Origin of the sequence: Nocardia altamirensis NBRC 108246 (assembly GCF_001612685.1) — a bacterium.
GTDB lineage: Bacteria > Actinomycetota > Actinomycetes > Mycobacteriales > Mycobacteriaceae > Nocardia > Nocardia altamirensis.
In genome coordinates this window covers 200,991-218,338 of the sequence record NZ_BDAY01000003.1, presented here as the reverse complement: position 1 = coordinate 218,338, position 17,348 = coordinate 200,991, and the positions used below count along the sequence as shown (strand labels likewise).

16 protein-coding genes are annotated in these 17,348 nt (G+C 64.3%); 1 reads left to right on the top strand and 15 read right to left on the bottom strand.

Going from position 1 to position 17,348, the window contains the following annotated elements; all coding sequences use genetic code 11:
- Positions 1–29: 29 nt before the first annotated feature.
- The 8 genes from NA11_RS01345 to NA11_RS01310 are packed head-to-tail and all read right to left on the bottom strand — an operon-like array spanning position 30 to position 7,923.
- Positions 30–995: an MlaD family protein gene (locus tag NA11_RS01345; protein ID WP_069159834.1), complete on the bottom strand. Its 966-nt coding sequence runs from the start codon at positions 993–995 to the stop codon at positions 30–32.
- Positions 992–2,059 carry an MlaD family protein gene (locus NA11_RS01340; protein ID WP_141717319.1) on the bottom strand — a complete coding sequence of 356 codons (1,068 nt, stop codon included), beginning with the start codon at positions 2,057–2,059 and terminating at the stop codon, positions 992–994. Before NA11_RS01340 ends, NA11_RS01345 begins: the two co-directional genes overlap by 4 nt.
- A complete protein-coding gene (locus tag NA11_RS01335; protein ID WP_069159833.1) occupies positions 2,059–3,153 on the bottom strand; it encodes an MlaD family protein in 1,095 nt (364 codons plus the stop codon). Before NA11_RS01335 ends, NA11_RS01340 begins: the two co-directional genes overlap by 1 nt.
- On the bottom strand, positions 3,153–4,196 hold the full coding sequence (locus NA11_RS01330) for an MlaD family protein (protein WP_084653885.1): 1,044 nt from the start codon (positions 4,194–4,196) through the stop codon (positions 3,153–3,155). Before NA11_RS01330 ends, NA11_RS01335 begins: the two co-directional genes overlap by 1 nt.
- Complete coding sequence (locus tag NA11_RS01325; RefSeq protein ID WP_245745645.1) at positions 4,181–5,200, bottom strand: MlaD family protein; 1,020 nt, start codon at positions 5,198–5,200, stop codon at positions 4,181–4,183. The genes NA11_RS01330 and NA11_RS01325 overlap by 16 nt, the downstream gene beginning before the upstream one ends.
- On the bottom strand, positions 5,197–6,249 hold the full coding sequence (locus tag NA11_RS01320; protein ID WP_174567642.1) for an MlaD family protein: 1,053 nt from the start codon (positions 6,247–6,249) through the stop codon (positions 5,197–5,199). The genes NA11_RS01325 and NA11_RS01320 overlap by 4 nt, the downstream gene beginning before the upstream one ends.
- Positions 6,250–6,253: 4 nt before the next feature.
- Positions 6,254–7,117 carry an ABC transporter permease gene (locus NA11_RS01315; protein ID WP_069159832.1) on the bottom strand — a complete coding sequence of 288 codons (864 nt, stop codon included), beginning with the start codon at positions 7,115–7,117 and terminating at the stop codon, positions 6,254–6,256.
- Entirely contained in the window at positions 7,117–7,923 is an 807-nt protein-coding gene (locus tag NA11_RS01310; RefSeq protein WP_069159831.1) for an MlaE family ABC transporter permease, read from the bottom strand. Before NA11_RS01310 ends, NA11_RS01315 begins: the two co-directional genes overlap by 1 nt.
- Positions 7,924–8,175: 252 nt before the next feature.
- On the opposite strand from NA11_RS01310, the gene NA11_RS01305 reads away from it, so the two are divergent.
- A complete protein-coding gene (locus tag NA11_RS01305) occupies positions 8,176–8,961 on the top strand; it encodes a GntR family transcriptional regulator (protein WP_069159830.1) in 786 nt (261 codons plus the stop codon).
- 89 nt (positions 8,962–9,050) lie between these two features.
- Here NA11_RS01305 and NA11_RS01300 read toward each other — a convergent pair whose 3' ends face one another.
- From NA11_RS01300 to NA11_RS01270, 7 genes are all read right to left on the bottom strand, one after another.
- Positions 9,051–9,893: an alpha/beta fold hydrolase gene (locus NA11_RS01300; protein ID WP_069159829.1), complete on the bottom strand. Its 843-nt coding sequence runs from the start codon at positions 9,891–9,893 to the stop codon at positions 9,051–9,053.
- Positions 9,890–12,520 (bottom strand): SDR family NAD(P)-dependent oxidoreductase, encoded by a 2,631-nt coding sequence (locus tag NA11_RS43685; protein WP_084653879.1) that lies wholly within the window; start codon positions 12,518–12,520, stop codon positions 9,890–9,892. Before NA11_RS43685 ends, NA11_RS01300 begins: the two co-directional genes overlap by 4 nt.
- Before the next feature lie 61 nt (positions 12,521–12,581).
- Positions 12,582–13,481, bottom strand: coding sequence for an SDR family NAD(P)-dependent oxidoreductase (locus NA11_RS01290; RefSeq protein WP_167837528.1), 900 nt, complete (start codon positions 13,479–13,481; stop codon positions 12,582–12,584).
- Positions 13,482–13,497: 16 nt separating this feature from the next.
- Positions 13,498–13,833: a hypothetical protein gene (locus NA11_RS01285; RefSeq protein ID WP_069159828.1), complete on the bottom strand. Its 336-nt coding sequence runs from the start codon at positions 13,831–13,833 to the stop codon at positions 13,498–13,500.
- Positions 13,834–13,869: 36 nt separating this feature from the next.
- Positions 13,870–15,285 (bottom strand): ABC1 kinase family protein, encoded by a 1,416-nt coding sequence (locus NA11_RS01280; protein ID WP_069159827.1) that lies wholly within the window; start codon positions 15,283–15,285, stop codon positions 13,870–13,872.
- Positions 15,285–15,734: an SRPBCC family protein gene (locus NA11_RS01275; protein ID WP_069159826.1), complete on the bottom strand. Its 450-nt coding sequence runs from the start codon at positions 15,732–15,734 to the stop codon at positions 15,285–15,287. Before NA11_RS01275 ends, NA11_RS01280 begins: the two co-directional genes overlap by 1 nt.
- On the bottom strand, positions 15,731–17,311 hold the full coding sequence (locus NA11_RS01270) for a flavin-containing monooxygenase (RefSeq protein WP_084653875.1): 1,581 nt from the start codon (positions 17,309–17,311) through the stop codon (positions 15,731–15,733). Before NA11_RS01270 ends, NA11_RS01275 begins: the two co-directional genes overlap by 4 nt.
- Positions 17,312–17,348: the final 37 nt, after the last annotated feature.

Here is a 17,348-nt window from a genome sequence, read left to right as displayed (position 1 = left end):
GTTTAGCGCCGCGCCAGGCGGGGTCCGAGTCACTTGAGGTTGATCTGTAGTCGCAGCGAGCCGTCCGGGCCGACCCCGTGCAACGCCTGCGTGATGAGCGCGGAAAGATCGATGCCACCAAAGCTGCTGGCTGCGCGCGCTGCCAGCGGCGCGAACAGTGGGAACAACTGCTGTGCATCAGGACCGATCCGGCCGATGTAGTCGATCAGCTCGCCGAGGAACGGGAGCAAACCGGTTCCGGTGGTGTATGCCTCGGGCACGGGCCTGGCGTTCAGCAGCGTCTCGATCGAGCCGACGACGTCGGTGACCTTGACGCCGAACTCCGCCCATTTCGGACCGGCCGCCGCCATATCCGCACCGGCTTTGGCGACGTCAGGCCCAGGCACTTGGGCGTTGGCCAGGATGGCGCTGAGCTGCGGGGAGCGGCTGAGCAGCGTGGCGGCCAGCAGGTCCGAACCCCTGGCGAGTTCGGGAACCAGCGCATCGGTGCCGTTCAGCGTCGTGGAAAAGGTCTGGATCAGTGACTTGATCGCTTTCGGATCGAACTGCTGCAGCAACGAGGTGACGGTGCTGGCCATCTCCGGGATCGAGACCGGCATGCGGATCGCGTCGGCGCGCACGCGCTGACCATCCACCAGATACGGTCCACCGATCCGTGTTGGCTGGAACTCCAAATATGGCTCGCCGAGGGCGGACAGGTGCTCGACGGTGACGGTGCTGTCGACCGGAATCCGGTAGTCGCGGTCGATGCGCAGGTCGATGCGTACCCCGTTCGGCGCATTCGATACGGCGGTCACCTGCCCGACCCGAATACCGGACAGCAGCACCGGTGACCGCGTCACCAGGTTGGCGGCGTCGGCCATCTCCATCGACACGGTGGTGTATTTCTCGAACCAGTCCACCCGCGCGACCTGAAACGTCAAGTACGCGGTGCCGAGCACGAAGATCGCCGCGATCGCGCCGAGCGAAAGCAGCGAACCGAGACGCACTTTCATCGCACCATTCCGATCATCCGCAGGGTGTCGATCATCTTGTCGACCTGCTGGTCAGCGGGAACCGTTGTGCCAGAGGACTCTTCGATCTCTACACCGCGGATGTCGAGCTTCGGTCCGCGTTCGAAGAACGGAATCAGCTTGTTGCGCAACACATCGACCAGCCGATTCAGGTTGGACGGAGCACTCAGGTTCAGCGGGCGGCCATTGGCCAGCGCCAGCGGCAGGAACGCCTGTGCGGCAGCGTCACCCGCGTGTGCCAGCGGCGCGATCCAGACCAGGGCGTGGGCGACGCCGCCGAGCCCACCGACGACACCGACCACCTGAATGAGCGAGGCCGCGATCCGAGTGATGGTCTCCGTTCCTTCTGGCGTGAGCAGTTCACCGAGCGCGACCCGATTGTCCTGCACAGCAGCGACATTGGCCGAGATCGCATCGAGAAACGCGTCCGCCTTGTCCAGGTGCGTCGACACGTCTATCAGGTCGTCCTTCAGGACCGACGCGATCCGCGCGGTCTCGGCGGGCTCCTTCGGCAGCGCGGCATTGACCTGCTCGACGATGTCCTGCGCCGACCGCAGTGCGCCACCCGAGACGAAGGTCGCCAGCCCCGCGATCACATCCTCGATCTGCAACGCGGGTTCGGTCTGCCCGACCGGAATCGTCGCACCGGGCGCGAGCGTCCTGCCGTCACCGGGCACGGTGGTGTCGAGCGAGATATAGATGTCGCCGAGCACGGTGTCTTGCCGCAGCTGCACCTTGGTGCCCGCAGGCAGCGTAATCGCCTGCTGGATAACGATATCCGCGATGGCATAGCCCTTACCGGTGGTCGACGGATCGTTGACGGAGAGCCGGTCGAGCTGGCCGACCCTGGCGCCGTTGGCCACTACCTTCGCGCGCGACGGCAGATTCAACGCATCGCTGAACTGAATGTGGATCGGATAGATGGGACCCGTCACGCCCGCCCCCGGCAGGGTCAATCGGGCCGGGTCAACGGCGCAACCGGCCACCCCGAGCAACGCTGCCTGTCCGAGCGCAACCGTCGCGAACACTCGCCGCCAGCGGTTCATCACACACCCCCCATTGTCAGAACGAACGACACCAGATCCACCTTCGCCATGCCCGCCGGATCCGGGCAGCGACCAGGAGCGATCGCGTTGATAGCCGCACACACCTGATTCGCATCCGCCTGTGCGAGCGTCACTTTCGGCGGTGCGTAACTGACGGCAAGCCGCTGTGTCGCCGGATCGGTTACCGTGCGGAACAATTCGGCGATCGCAGGCACCATGTCGATGAGTTGCTGCACGCTGCCGACGTTGGCGCTGAGCAGGTGAAGGTAGGGCACCGAATCGTCGAGCAGCCGCAAGAGGGGGCCGCCGTATTTGGTGGTGATGTCGTTGAACCACGGCAGGATCGTCACGATCGAGTTGACGATCTCGACGACCTGCCCCCACACGTCGTTGACGGTCTGCAGGATCGGCGCGAAACCGTCGAGCATCTGCCGCAGATTGCCCCAGCCGTTCGCCACACTGGCCGACAGCTCGTTGAGCCGGTCGATCAGCGATCCGATGTTGCTGATCGCAGCGTCGGGTTGGCGCAGCGCGGCGGCCAGCTGCTGAATGATGTCGTTGAATTTCGGTCCGTTGCCCGCGGTCGCCTTGTCGAACTGGGTGACCGCCTGCTTGATCCGGTCTCGCTGAGCGGGATCGTCACCGCCCTGGAGTTCGTCGGCGACCTTGGACAAGGCGTTGAAGGTCCGGGTGAGGCTCTTCGGCGTGGCGGTCTTGGTGACGCAGACGCCGGAATTCCAGTCCGCGCCACCTTTGGTGCCGAGCACGGCAAGATCTCGGTCGGCGACGATGGTGTCGGACACGGTCGCCGCGCTCGCCGCGCCGCGCAACGGATGTGCCGCGTCGACCTCGAAATCGACTCGCACACCGAGTCCTTCGGGGCGAATGCCGGTCACCGTGCCGATCTTCATGCCGCGCATCGTGACGTCGTTGCCGGTGTAGAGACCGATGGCGTCGGGCATGATCGCGCAGTAGCCGATCGCCTTCTTCGTCGGTTCGAGCAGCACGAAGGCCGCCGCCGCGGCGACAACCGCGGCGAGCACCCCACCGAGAATCGACACGAAACCTCGGGACGCGAGGAACTTTCGCAACATCAGCAGCCCCTGCCCGGCGTCGGCACGCAGATCGTCGGCGCCGAAATCGTCTGGCCTGACTGGTCTATGGTGAGGCCACCTTGTGGGCCCGCCAAACTCATCAGCCGAGTGCCGATCTCATGGATCGAGGTGGCGACCGTGCCCAGCCGGTCACCGAGCCGCTGCAAGTCCGGGTAGGACTCGACCAGCTTGTCCGCCAACGGCTCCAGGTGGGTGCGCCAGGCCGGTTCGATCGCCGCGATCCGCGAGAGCAACTCGGTGACCACCCGCAGCGCTTCGAGCACTTCACCACGGCGGCCGAGGACGGTCGTTTCCATCACGCCGATCTTCGTCAGCATCGCCCCGATGACCTGGCGAGACTGCCCGAGCAGGCGCACGTATTCCTCGGCTACGTCCAACGCGCGATGCACATCCCGGTTCTGCCGGTTGACGACATCGACGAACGAGGCCATGGCATCGGTCAGCTGCTGGATCGAGCCCGGGCTCTTCTCCATCGCCGCGGTGAGGGCAGCGATGTTGCGGCGCAACGTATCTCCGTCGATCGCCGCGAGCGGACGATCGGATTCCTGCAACGCTTTGGTCAGGCTGTAGGGCAGTCGTACCCGGTCCGCGGGGATCGGCGTCGAACCGAGCGGCGCGGTGCCCGCGGAGAAGACGGCGACATAGTGTCCGCCGATCGCGGTGAGCATTCGGATGTCGAGCGTGCTCCGGTCACCGAGGAAGACATTCCGATCGACGGTGAAGGTCATCCGGACCGAATCTTCCTGCAGTTCCAGCGATCGCACCGAACCTACCGAGATACCCGCGATGCGGACGTCGTCGCCCGCTTGGATCGAGCCTGCTTCGGTCAGCTCGGCGGTGTAGGTCGACTTGCCGATCGGCAGGACATAGATGATCGCGCTGACCGCCATCATGAGCACGACAACCACCAGGCCGCCGATGCCGAGCACCAGCTGCCTGCGCCGCGCCGCGCCCTCGTGCCGGTCGTTGCCGAGCGCGAGATCGGTCGCCCGGCGGAGCAAGGTCCTCAGCCGTTGTTGCATATCGAGATCCTTTGTCCTCGAATCAAAACCGCCACCGCAGCAGGAACCTCCGCCTGACCGTGGGTGCAGGTGAGGTCGACGCCGTCGGCCTTGGCTGGGATGTGCGCAGCCAGTGCTTGCAGCAGGCCTGGCAGTTTGCCCAGTGTGTCGAGCGCGACCGCCGGGTCAGGAAACAGCAGGCGCAGGTCGGTGTCCAGGTCCGGGTTGGTGGGATGGGTGAAGCCGAGCGTCCCCAGCAGGCCGTTGATCGCGCCGAGCACCGGCGGTGCGACCTCGACGGCGTCCATCAGTCCGTCGAACTGTTTCTGCAGGTTCACGAAGACGTCGGAGATGCCTTTGATCAAGATGGCGGCTTCCGGTGAGCGGCCGCCGATCTGGTCGGCAATCTGCTCGAAGTTGCGCAGCAGCACCGAGATAACGGCCTGTCGATCGGTCACATGGGCGCTCAGCGTCCCGATCGCCTGCAGGGTCGCGCCGACCCGGCTGCCGTCGCCCTCCAATACCGCGAGCGCGTTCACCGACAGCTGGTTCACCGCCTCGGGGGAGAATTCCTGCAATATCGGTTCCATACCGTTGAACAGGCCGGTGATATCGAAAGACCCTGTGGTGTGGTCGGTTCCGATGGTCTCGCCCGCAGCGACAGGTGTGCCTACCTTGTCCGGTTGCTTGACGTCGAGATAGCGCTGACCGGTCAGGTTCTGATAGCGGATCGCCAATCGGCTCGTGTCGTACACCGGCCGGTCGCTGTGCACCCTGAACCGAACCCGTGCTTGGGTGCCGTCGAGGGAAATCGCGGTCACCTTGCCGACCGCCACCCCGAACATCCGCACATCGTCACCGGTCTTCAGTCCACTGGCGTCGGTGAACAGCGCGTCGAAAGCGCGGTTGTCGCCTGCGACCGGTCGCTGAATCGCTTGTACGACACCTACCAGCAACGCGATCATGGCAGCGCCGAAAATCGCGAAGCGCCAAGCTATCCCGCGGATGGACAACTTGTCTTTCATCGCGGACCTCCCGCCTCGGCGCTCGGCAGTGCGTGCCCGCCGAGTAGCGGCACCGCCAGTCCAGGGATCCCACGCAGCGTGACCGCGAGGCCTAGCTCAGGCCCTTCCGGTGTATCCCGGAAAGCCAGGTTCAGCCGGTTCAGCAGTTCGGTGATGTCCGCGCTGCTCTGCGCCGGGTTCGGAACCATCTGCGCCAGTTGGTTCAACAAGGTGGTGAACGCGTCCGAATAGGCGGTGAGGTGATCCTTCGCGGTCCAACCGAGCTTCGAGATCAACGGAAACAGGTCGTCCACCACCAGGCCGACACCGACGTCGAAACGCGCACGGTCATTGCGCAATACGTTGATGCTGTAGACCTCGTAGACCAGCCGGATGGTGCCGTCGGCGAACTTCGACACCCCGTTGAAGAACGACGCGTACTGCTCGATGAGAAACGACGGCGGGTATCGCTGGGTATCGGCCACCGCGCGACTGACATTCACCACCGCTTGAATCATCGGCGTGAATGCGGTGAGGTCGGCTGAGGCGCGGTTGAGCAGTTCGGTCATCTCCGGGGTGAGCACATCCGAGGCGTTGACCGACAACGCGCGCAACAGATTCCCCATCGTGACGTCATTGACCCGACCCGCTGCGGTGAGGTCGACCAGCGCACCGTTGCGCAATGCTGAACCGCCGCTGCGCCGTTTCAGCGTGATCTCGCTGATGCCGAACAGATTGGACGGTGCGTAGTCGACATCGAAACTGTCGGTGAGGCCGAACAGCTGGGCGGGGTTCAGCGACACCATGATCAGCTGCTGACCGCCGGGCTTGGCCGCGATGTCCGTGACACTGCCCACCGTGACCCCGTTCAACCGCACCTCAGCGCCGTGCACGACACCATCACCGATCCGGTTGGTGCGCAACTGGATTCGCATGTCCTGCGATTCGCGGGCGGTACTGCCCCAGTGCCAGCCGAGCGCAACGACCATGGCCAGCACCGTCGCGATCACGCCGAGAATTCGCGCGGCACGCCGACTGGTGCCGACGCCGGGCATTCCATATGCAGGCATCGCGCTACCCCGTGAACGTGATCGACGAGTTGATACCCCACAACACGACGGTCAACACCATGTCCGCGGTAATGATGGCGATGAAGCTGGCGCGCACCGCGCGACCGGAGGCGACCCCGACCCCTTCGGGGCCGCCGGTCGCGAAAAAGCCCTGATAGCAATGGATCAGGATGACCAGGATGCTGAACACCAGCATCTTGATCACCGCGGCGATCAGGTCCCAGCCACTGACGAACTGGAAGAAGTAGTGGTTGTACACCCCGATCGACTGGCCGTGCAGGATCAGAACCACCGACGAGCAGGACACATAACTCAGCAGCAGCGCGACCAGGAAGGTCGGCACCACGGTGACCGCGCCCGCGATGAGCCGGGTGGTCACCACGAACGGCACCGACTTCAAACCGAGCGCCTCGATGGCGTCGATCTCCTCCGCGATCCGCATGGCACCGATCTCGGCCGTCATCCGGCAACCGGCCTGCGCCGCGAATCCGACGGCGGCGGCGATCGGCGCCAGCTCACGCGTGTTGGCGAACGCGGAGACGACTCCGGTCATCGGCCCCATGCCGAGCAGGTTGAGTGCGGCGAACGACTGGATGCCGACACCCGTGCCCATGGCGATACCGAGTACCACCAGGACCGGCACCGTGCCACCACCGACGATCAATGAGCCTCTGCCCCAAGTCAAGTCGGTGATCTTGCGCATCGTCTCCGCTCGATACCTGCGCAATGTCAACGGAATCGACGACACGACCTGCCACACGAAACTCAAGGTGAAACCGACGGACTCGAACGGCGCGAAGGGCAGGTTCCGCCGATAGACCACGCGGCTCGCCCACCGCAATCCCCGCGGCGTATACGGCGCGGCCATCACGCGATCCTGGTCGGTAGGAACATCGTCACCAGTTGAGTGATCGCCACATTCACCACAGCAATGGCCAGGATCGACAGCACCACAGCCGCATTCACACCATCAGCCACCCCACGCGGGCCGCCCTTGGCTTCCAATCCGCGCTGACAGGCCACGATCACCACGATGAACCCGAACAACGCCGACTTCGCCATCGAGATCCACACATCGGTGACGGTGGCGAACGAGCCGAACGTCGCCCAATAGCTGCCAGGCGTCACGCCTTGCACACCGGTCGCTACCGCGTAACCCGACAGCACTCCCGCGAAAATTATCAGCACATTGAGCAGCGGGCCGACCAGCAGCATCGCCGCCATGCGCGGTATCACCAGGCGGTGCAACGGGTTGATGCCCATCGTGTCCAGCGCGTCGATCTCCTCCCGGATACGCCTGGCCCCCAAGTCCGCGGCTATCGTCGCGGTGCCCGCCCCACCCAGCAGCAGGCCGGTGGCCATCGGCGCACCCTGCTGGATCACCCCGAGCCCGCCCGCAGCGCCGAGCAACGAATCGGCGCCGACCTGATGGATCAGATTGCCGATCTGCACGGAGACCACCACGCCGAACGGCACTGCCATCAGCACCGCCGGAACGGCGGTCACGGTGACGAGATACCATGCCTGGCGCAGCATCTCACGCCACTGGAAGCGACCGGCAACCACATCGGCGACCGCACCGACCATCGATTCGATGGCCATAGCGACCACGCGCCCGAACGTACGCAAGCTGGAGAGAACTGTCTCCGAGACGTTGTCTCCGACGACCCGCATGAGTGGATCCGGGCGCACCGGCGGTGTCGTGGTTTTGTTCAAGATTGTCGCCGTCCTCGGTTCCGATAAGCACGTCATCGTGCTGGCGTCTCAGACAACCTACCTGTGTTAGATGGCGTATACAACACCTCTGAATACTGCCGTAAACAATCTTTCGGTAAAGCCGGGATAATGGGCCTCGACCAGCCCTGACGACCTGCCATCGACTCCTGGTCTCGAACGAAGGCGACGCGACCTGGAAGAATCCCCCTGGTGGCACAACCGACCGTGGTGGACGACATCACCGAGCAGCTCGCCTACCGCATCGCGGCAGGCGTATATCAGCCCGGCGACATGCTCCCCTCGGTGCGTCAGGTCGCCACCGAATTCAACACCAGCACACCCACTGCCAATAGCGCTTTGGGCAGGCTCGCCGCACTCGGCTTCGTCGAAGCCCGACGCGGACTCGGCTATCTCGTCCGTGATCTCAATCTGTACGGCGGAATCGACACCTGGCGCTTCATGTTCCGGTTCGCCCATCGCGTACCCGACCGCGCCGTCAAACTCTTCACCGACCTCATCGACATCGAGCATCAACTGATCACCCAGGCCATGCGAGTCTTCGCCGCCGACCCGCGCCGGTACGACTTTTCCCGCGCGTTCCACGCCGCAGACCGGTTCGAGTTGCTGGCAACCAACGAGAAGGCGGATCGCACCGACCTCATGGCCGCCGAGCTGCACGTGCTCCGATCGATCTTCGCCGCCCTCGGCAAGCCCGGGTTCCTCAGCCTGTTCAACACGGCAGGCGAAATCTTCATCGCCACACCCGAAGCGAGCCAGGCCTTCTATGAACCCTTGCCCCCTGAAGGGCATCTGGTGCTGTACCGCAAACTCCAGGAGATGGCTCTGTCCGAAGGCCCCCTCGAGATCCTGGACCTCGGCCTCATCGAATTGCTGATCCGCGACTACCACGATCAAGTCGTCCAGACCTTCACCGAACTCATCGCCGCCAAGGCCACCACCGCTGCGGCCACTGCCTCCGACGCCAACGCAGGCTGAGGTCGTGCCTGGCTCGCCAGGAGGACCTCATGCTCGTGCTCGGAGTTCCTTGGTGCGGAAGTTGGTTTGCGCGGTGAATATGGGTGCTCTTATCCGAGTGCGAACTGGGTTTCCAGCCAGACGGTTTCGAGGAAGTTCGCCATCGTCGCCACCGCGGCGGCCGGGCGGAGCCGCAAGGTAGCCAATGATGGAGTGCGGCACAGGATGGCGCCGGGGATCTCGTCGACGACGGCGCGGGCGTCGACCACGGGATGGAATGGGTCACCTCGTATGCCGATCACCAGGGCAGGTCCTGGGACGGAATTACGGACGTACCACGGCGGGCCGAATCTGCCGAAGGTCAGGCCGCGGAGGAGGGCTGTCGTTCGTGCGGGGTCGGCGACCAGCACATCGCGAACCATGCCGAGCAGGATCCCGGAATCGACCGGTATCGACCGCGCGAGTAGACCGGCCAGCCGAACCAGCGGGCGGGCCGCGGTGAACAGGAACAGTCCGGGAGACAGGAGATAGCCGATGGCCGTCGAACCCTGTTCCAGACAAGGCGCTTCGAGAATGAGCCCCACTACCCGATCAGGGTGCTGGGCGGCGGCTTCGATACACACGTTGGCGCCGAGCGACGTTCCGGCCAACGTCGCGCGCTCGATACCGAGAGCGTCCAGGATGCCGATGAGCTCGGAGCCAAGCGCATCGCAGCTGTAACGGTCGATCGGCAGGGGCCGCCTGTCGGCGGTCGTGCCGAGCATGTCGACGGTGATGACCCGGTAGCCGTGGCAGGCCAGCGCCTGCGCCCAATTCTGTTGCATCCGTTGCGACATCATGAATGCGGGGGTGATCACGACGACCCGATCACCCGTGCCGTACTCGGTGTAGCCGAGCGTGTGTCCCTGGACGGTGACCGTCGCGATCACTGAATCTTTTGTGCGAGTACTCATGCCGGCCTCGGTCCGTCGGTTGTGGATGCGGCTTGTTCGCGCGCCTCCGGTGTCAGCAAGCGCCGCTTCAACTTTCCGGTGGCGGTACGTGGCAGCGCGTCGAGGTATGTGATGTCGCGTGGCACCTTGTAGCGGGCGAGGTTGGCTTTGACGAATGCCTGCATTTCGGCGAGGGTGAGCGTGGTTTCGGGCTGGAGCACGACGATGGCGGACAGGCGTTTGCCGAATTCTTCGTCCGGAGTTCCGATCACAGCGGCATCCGCGATCGCGGGATGGGTCTGGAGTAGTTCTTCGACCTCTTGCGGGAAGACGTTTTCACCACCGGACACGATCATGTCGTCGTCGCGACCGTCGATGAACAGGCGGCCGGCCTCGTCGAAGTGTCCGACATCGCCGGAGTGCATCAGGTTGCCCCGCATCTCTTTTCGGCCGCCACCGGTGTAGCCGTCGAATTGCACTAGCCCGCCGATATAGATGCTGCCTGAGCTGCCTGCCCGCATTTCACGACCGTGCTCGTCGAGGATCTTGATCGTTGCGCCTGGCGCGGGAAGTCCGACCGTTCCCGGTGCTCGACGCAGGTCTTTGGGCATCGCGATGGTGCCTGCGCCCACCTCGGTGCCCCCGTAGAAGTTGTACAACAGATCGCCGAATTCGTTCATGACGTCGATCGCGAGCTGCGGTGGCAGTGGCGCGGCACCGGAGACGATCGTGCGCAGCGAACGGCAGTCATATTGTCGCCGTATCTCAGGCGGCAGGTCCATGATCCGTTTGAGCATCGTCGGCAGCGCACACACGATGCCGATGCGGTATTCGGCGATTGCCGCCAGCACCTGTTCCGGGTCGAACTTGCGTTGCAGGATCAGCGGCGCGCCGAAAGCGAGTCCGCCGAGGGCCGCGAGGAAACCGTAGCCGTGATACACCGGCGGCGATATCAGCATGGGCTCGCCGCTGCGCGGCAATGGACGCAGTCTGCCGAACCACCGCGTTGCGGGAAATGCCATCGGCAGCAAGGACTTACGCATGGCCGCGACGTCGATCTCGCGTCGTGCCCCCTTGGGGGTCCCGGTAGTGCCTGAGGTCAGGAACACCACGGTTCCGGGCTTTGCCGGAGATTCGACAGTCGGGCCGCCCTCGGCGATCAGTGAGTCCAAGGTCGGCAGCGCGACGGTGCCATCGTGCCAGCCGATCACTCGCTGCCCGCTGTAGGTCGAGTTGTGCAGCAGATCGGAAAACTCGTCGTCGTGCACGATCAGGTCGAGTTTCTCGCGAGCAGCTACCTGATCGAGCTGCGGCCCGGAGAAATCCACATTGAGCGGCACGGTATCCGCGCCGACCCGCGACGCCGCCAGCATCGCCTCCACGAACCCTCGGTGATTGCGACACAGAATTCCCACCTTGCCGCCGGCGTCCAGCCCGAGCTCGCCGACGAATGCACTGGCGAGCGCCTCGACCCTGGCGTCGAGTTCGTGGTGGGTCAGGCTGCCGAGCTCGTCGATCAGTGCAACCCGGTCTCCGTAGAGGGTGGTCGCCATGACGCCAACGGCGGCCGGAGCAGTGCCCCAGCGCAGCGCCCGCCGCGCCGCCCGTGCTACCCGGACGGGATTGTGGCGCACGACGCCGAGCTGCAGGACACCAAGGCCGGCACCGACGACCTCGTCCGCGCCGAAGGCGATCTGCTCGCCCTTGGCATAAAGCGTTCTGAGCCTCGAATTCGGGCTCGTCTCTGACGAATTCGCCGGATCGGCGGCCTTCGCATAGGCGATGAGGGCACGTTCCACCGGCACCTGGAAAGCCAACAGGAGCGGAGTCCCGACCCGGGTGAACCAGGGAATGACAGTGCGAGGCCGCTCGACGAGCGCACGACACACCATGCCCGCCGCCTCCTCGCCGGTCATGCCGGGCAAGTACCGGAAAATACGCGACTCACCGAGCATCCCTGTTCGTACAAGCATCATGTGGATGGTGCTGACGTCGATCCCCGCCGCCCGCACCTCGGGCGCAGCCCCACGCAGCCAGACTTCGAACGCGCTTTTGGTTGCGACGTAGGCCGTCCACTCCGGGGCCGGTAGTTCCACACCGACGGTCGCGACATTGATGATGTGCCCCTGCCCACGGGCGCGCATCGATGGCAACAATCCCGATATGAGTCGAACCGGGCCCAGGAAATTGGTTGCGGCGCTTCGCTCCACGTCGTGGAAGCGCCCCTCGGATTCCGACAACCACCGTCGAATCGACAGTCCGGCGTTGTTGACCACGGTGTCGACGCGACCGTGGTCGTTCAAGACCGTGTCGACCAGCGCGTCGATCGCCGCGGCATCCCGCAGGTCGGTCGGATAGACATACGCCTGCCCGCCCGCCGCCACGATCTCATCCGCGATCTCCCGGAGTTTGCCTGCCGACCGCGCCACCAGCAACGCGATACCGCCTGCCGCGCCGACCCTGCGCGCGGTCGCTTCGCCGATCCCCGACGAAGCACCGGTAATCAACACGATCTTCCCGGACACCGCCCGGTTGAGCCGAGACCGCGAAACTCCGCGCCCTGCCGCCCCGATCGCGACGCGTAGGCCGAGCGGAAGCAGGTCTCTCCCGGTTGAGCGATACCCAAGCGGCGTTGCATAGGTGATCATCGCAATCCTTTGTTGTCGAGGGGTCTGGTGTGTCGAATCTCAGTCGCTCACAACCGTCGAGCTATCCGACCGGCTGACGGTCGCCGGCGCCGCGCTGCTCCCATCGCTCGGCGATGTGGGGGCGGGCCGCCTTCGCGACGCGGGATAGCACCACGCCGATCGCGACCGGCACGGTCGGGGCCAATCGCTGCAGCCACCACAGTGGCCGCATGTACCCGGGCAGGAGTACGAACGCCTGGTCGCGCAACGCCGCCTGCAATACCTTGCGGCCGTGCACTTCCGGACTTGCCACCAGGAATTCGGGAACGAGGTGGAGGTAAGGCTGGACCTTGTCGTATCCGGTCACCGCGATGTCGGCTTCCGTCGTCTCACCGATGGCCGCTTTGACATTCCGGACGATGTTGGTGTTGACCGGACCCGGGCACACACAGGTGACCTTGATCCCGTGCGCGGCAGCCTCGGCTCGCAAAGACACGGTGAGCCCGACGACCGCGTGTTTGGCCATGTCGTAAGGACCCATGAACGCGAGCGGGATCAGGCCCGCTGATGACGCGGTATTGACGATATGGCCGTAGCCCTGTTCGACCATGATCTTGTAGGCGGGTTGCACGCCGTGCACGACGCCCATGATCATGACCTCGGTTGCCTTGCGCCAGTGACCGATTGTCAGCTCTTCGACCGGTCCGACCACGCCCATTCCGGCATTGTTGAAGATCATGTCCAGTCGGCCGTGCTCGTCCTTGACCCGATGCACCGCCGCGGCAACGGCATCGACGTCGGTGACATCCACCCGCAACGCCTCCGCCTTACCCGGGCCCATCGCATTGAGTTCCGCGGCAACATGTTCGGCACCGAGCTCGTCGATATCGGTGACAAGAACGTAGAAGCCCTTCTCGACCAAAGCGAGCGCATAACCCCTGCCGATGCCGGATGCCGCACCGGTCACTATTGCTGTCTTCATCTGAGAATCTCCATCACTATCGCCGATGATCCGGCACGGCAACGCCGTCGACGAGCACATCGAGGTGCTCGGCGCTGCGCGAATTGTTCTGTACTGGTTGGGAATTTGCTGCCAGAATCACCATCGAGTCAGCGATGTCGTCGAGCGTGTTCTCCAAATGCTCGAGACGCTGCGACAGCCCACGGACCTGCCGGAGGATCCGGTCGACGTTGTCGGCGGTCGGCAGGTTGAGAAAGCCGAGTGCCGCGTCCTGGCCATGTAGCGCGGAATCTCGGGCTTGGGTCGCCAGCACGATCGCGCTCTTGGCGAGTGGAGAGCTGAGTACGTCGTTGACGATCCGGAAGAGTGACACGAGGAATGCTCCTGGTATTCAGTGTGATTCGAGGAACTACCGCGCGGAAACCCGCGCAACCGCAGTGCCGGGGTGCCAGCCGGAGGCCGCCTCCTCGCGGCCGAGTGCGGTGCGCGGTGCTTCGCCGTACTGCCATTCCCGCGCGATGTGGTGCCAGTTGTTGGTAGCCCCGAGCTGACCGAGCACCGCCATGACCATCGCCACCGTGCGGATGGTCACCAACTGCTCACGCGGGACCGTCTGTTGCCGGAGCAGATCGAAGTTCTCCCCCGACAGGAACGACTGCATCATCACCTCATTCGTCATTTCGGGGGTGATCTGCACGACCTCGTCGGTGGTCATCCAACCGAGCAAGGTGCGAACGATCGGCACCGCCTCATCGCTGGTGACTGCCGTGGGGTCGGGCAGGAATCCAGCGTCGGCGAGTGCACGAAGTAGACCGGCCGGATCGTCTTCGGCCATCGCGCGCTGGATGGCGAGTTGATGTTCGACGTGTTCGACACTGATGAACTTGTAGAGACCGAAGTCCAAGAACGCCACCCGCCCATCCGCTCCGACCAGGAAGTTGCCGGGGTGCGGGTCGCCGGAGAACTGCCGATCGCGCAACATTCCGCTGCCGAAGAAGCGGAAGATGATCTCCCCCACCCGGTCTCGGGTCGCCTGGTCGGCTTGCTTCACCTCTTCGAATCCGATGCCCTGGAAGTACTCGGTGACCAGGACATGCTGCCCCGACAGCTCGGTGATCACACTCGGCACGACGATGAACGGATGTTTGCGGTAGAGCCGCGCGGCCTTGCGCTGATTCTGGGCCTCCAGCTCGTAATCGAGCTCTTCCTCGACCCGTTCCACTATCTCCGCCGCGACCGCCTTGATATCCACAGCCGGAGCAAGGCCCTGCATGGCACGCAGCAACAGCGCCAGGTTCTTCATGTCGGCACGCACCGCTTTGTCGATGCCGGGGTATTGCACTTTCACCACGACATCGCGACCGTCGTGCAGGCGAGCGCGATACACCTGACCGATCGATGCGGCCGCAATGGGGACCTGCTCGAATTCGGTGAAATGCAGGCTCAATCGGCCGCCGAGCTCGGCTTCGATAACGGCGCGCATTTTGTCGAAGGCCACCGTCGGCGCGGAATCACGCAACTTGGCCAACCCCCGCTGAAACTCCTGACGCGACTCCGGGGGCAGGATCCCGAGATCCATGATCGACAGTGCCTGCCCGATCTTCATCGCCGCGCCGCGCATCGTCCCGAGGCTGTTGACCAGCGCCGTGACCAGCTCGGCCTGGCGGCGATCCAGCACTGCGCGCTTCTTCTCCTCACTGCGACCGACCATCGCGACCTTGGCACCGGCGTGCCGCAATGCCTGGCCTGCCGCGACACGTCCCAACGCGGCAGATCGCGCGGCGCGGGAGGTCGGTAGCTTCTGATCCTTCGAGTTATCGCCCATCACACCGACGCCTTCGCCGCGCGGACTGCCTGACGGCGGGCTCCGGACACCAGCGTCGAGATCGCGAGCCGCAACCCGAGCACGAGCAGTGGGCGTGGCATCGGCAGGCTGGGGGTGGAGTCCATCGTGTAGGCGACCCTGGTGCCGTTCGGGTGATCGGAGAACAGAATCGTGCCGAAATGGCGATCGACCGGGAGACCTTTGGTCAGCAGTTCGTAGTCGATGCGCTCATCGGCCACCAGATCGGTGATCCGCTCCTTGACGCCTATCGGACCGCGCCCGAGGAAATGGACCGCGCCGATGCCTTGTCGCTCGGTCGATCCCGCAACCTGCAAACGCGTGTGGATCGGCAGGAATTCACCGTAGCGTTCTCGATCGGCGAAGATGCCGTACACGATCTTTCGTGGTGCGGGGATCACCGTGTCGAGTGTGTAGCTGCCGGTTGTCATGCAGGGACCTCCGATGATTCGTTGGCCGGTGCCGATCCGGTGGATGTTGCGGCGCCGAGGGTGTCGTAGCGGTAGTCGTCGAGTGGGAAGCGTTGATTGCCGCGCCGCGCTTCGAAGAAGCCGGAGGGACGAATGTAGGTCGTGTCACCCTGAGAGTTTCGGTAGTAGGTCGGCACGTGGCCGTTGAGATCCGCGAGATAAAACCGCAGCGCCTCAGCCTTGCGGTAGACCTTTGCGTGGTAGGCCTCGGCAGGTTCCCTGCGGATCTCGACGAAAGTGGCTTTCCGGTCCTCTGCGGTTCTGATGGCGCGTACGGCGTGGTCCGCGGTCATCTCGACAAAGGCGTGCCAGCCGCTGCCGGTCCATGAATATGGCCCGACCAGTGTCCAGCGGTTAGGCAGCTTGGGCACCGAAACGCTCTGGTAGGCCTGCAAGCCCTCTTCGTTGTAGAACTTGCCGAGGTCGAACCCGTCGCGGCCGAGCACCGACCCCTCCCGGTAGGTCTCCGGGTCCGAGAACACCTCATAGCCGGTGGCCAGCACGAGCACGTCGATGCTGTGCGTGACGCCGTCGCGGGTCTTGATGCCTTTGGCGGTGATCTTCTCGATCGGCTCGGTGATCAGCTCGACGTTGTCCCGGTTGAATGTGGTCGTGTAGCGAGACATGGTGGGCCGCTTGGCAACCGGTCCATAGTTCGGGGCGAGTTTGCGCGCGGTGGCCGGGTCCTCGACCGCCCACCGAAGGTATCGGCTGTAGGCCGCGATCGCCGCGCGGTCGAAGGTCCGCATCGCCGGCTTCGCGGCCGTGACCGGGGCCGCGATCGCTCCGCGCAGCAGCAGGTCGACGACCATCAGCACCGCACCGTGGGTCAGTGCCACCACTCCAGGGACGGCGAACACCTTCTGGAGCAAGGCAGGAACGGCGAAGTCCGGCTTGGGTATGCACCAGACCGGTGTGCGTTGAAATACCTTCAGCGCCGCGACTTTTCCGGCGATGGCCGGAACAATCTGTACCGCGCTGGCGCCGGTGCCGATGACCGCGACAGTCTTGCCGATGAGGTCGTAGTCGTGATCCCAATCGGTCGGCCGCTGCACCTTGCCCTTGAACGACTTGTAGCCCGGAATTCCCGCGTCCTGCTTCGGGCGAACGAACGCGCCTACCGCGCTGATGACGAAACGCGCCGTGACCACACCGCGGTCCGCGGTATGCAGCTTCCAGAAATGCCCGGCTTCGTCCCACTCCTCCCGCACGATGTCGGTGTTGAACCGTGCATGCGGGTAGAGATCGAAGCGACGGGCCACTCCGACGTGGTAGCGCTTGACTTCCGCGCCGAAGGGAAAGAAACGGCTCCAGTTCGGGTTTCGGGCAAACGAGAACTGATAAGCCAACGCAGGGACATCGACAGCGATTCCGGGGTAATGGTTCTCGTGCCAGGATCCACCGAAATCATCGGCACGTTCGAGGATCACGAAGTCGGTGATACCTGCCTGCGTCAGCTTCACCCCGGCGGCAATACCGCCCGGTCCTGCACCTATTATTGCGACCTGATAGTCCGGCCGCACAACCGAATTGGACAATGCGTGCTCCTCGACAAGTGTGGTGAATCAACGCGGG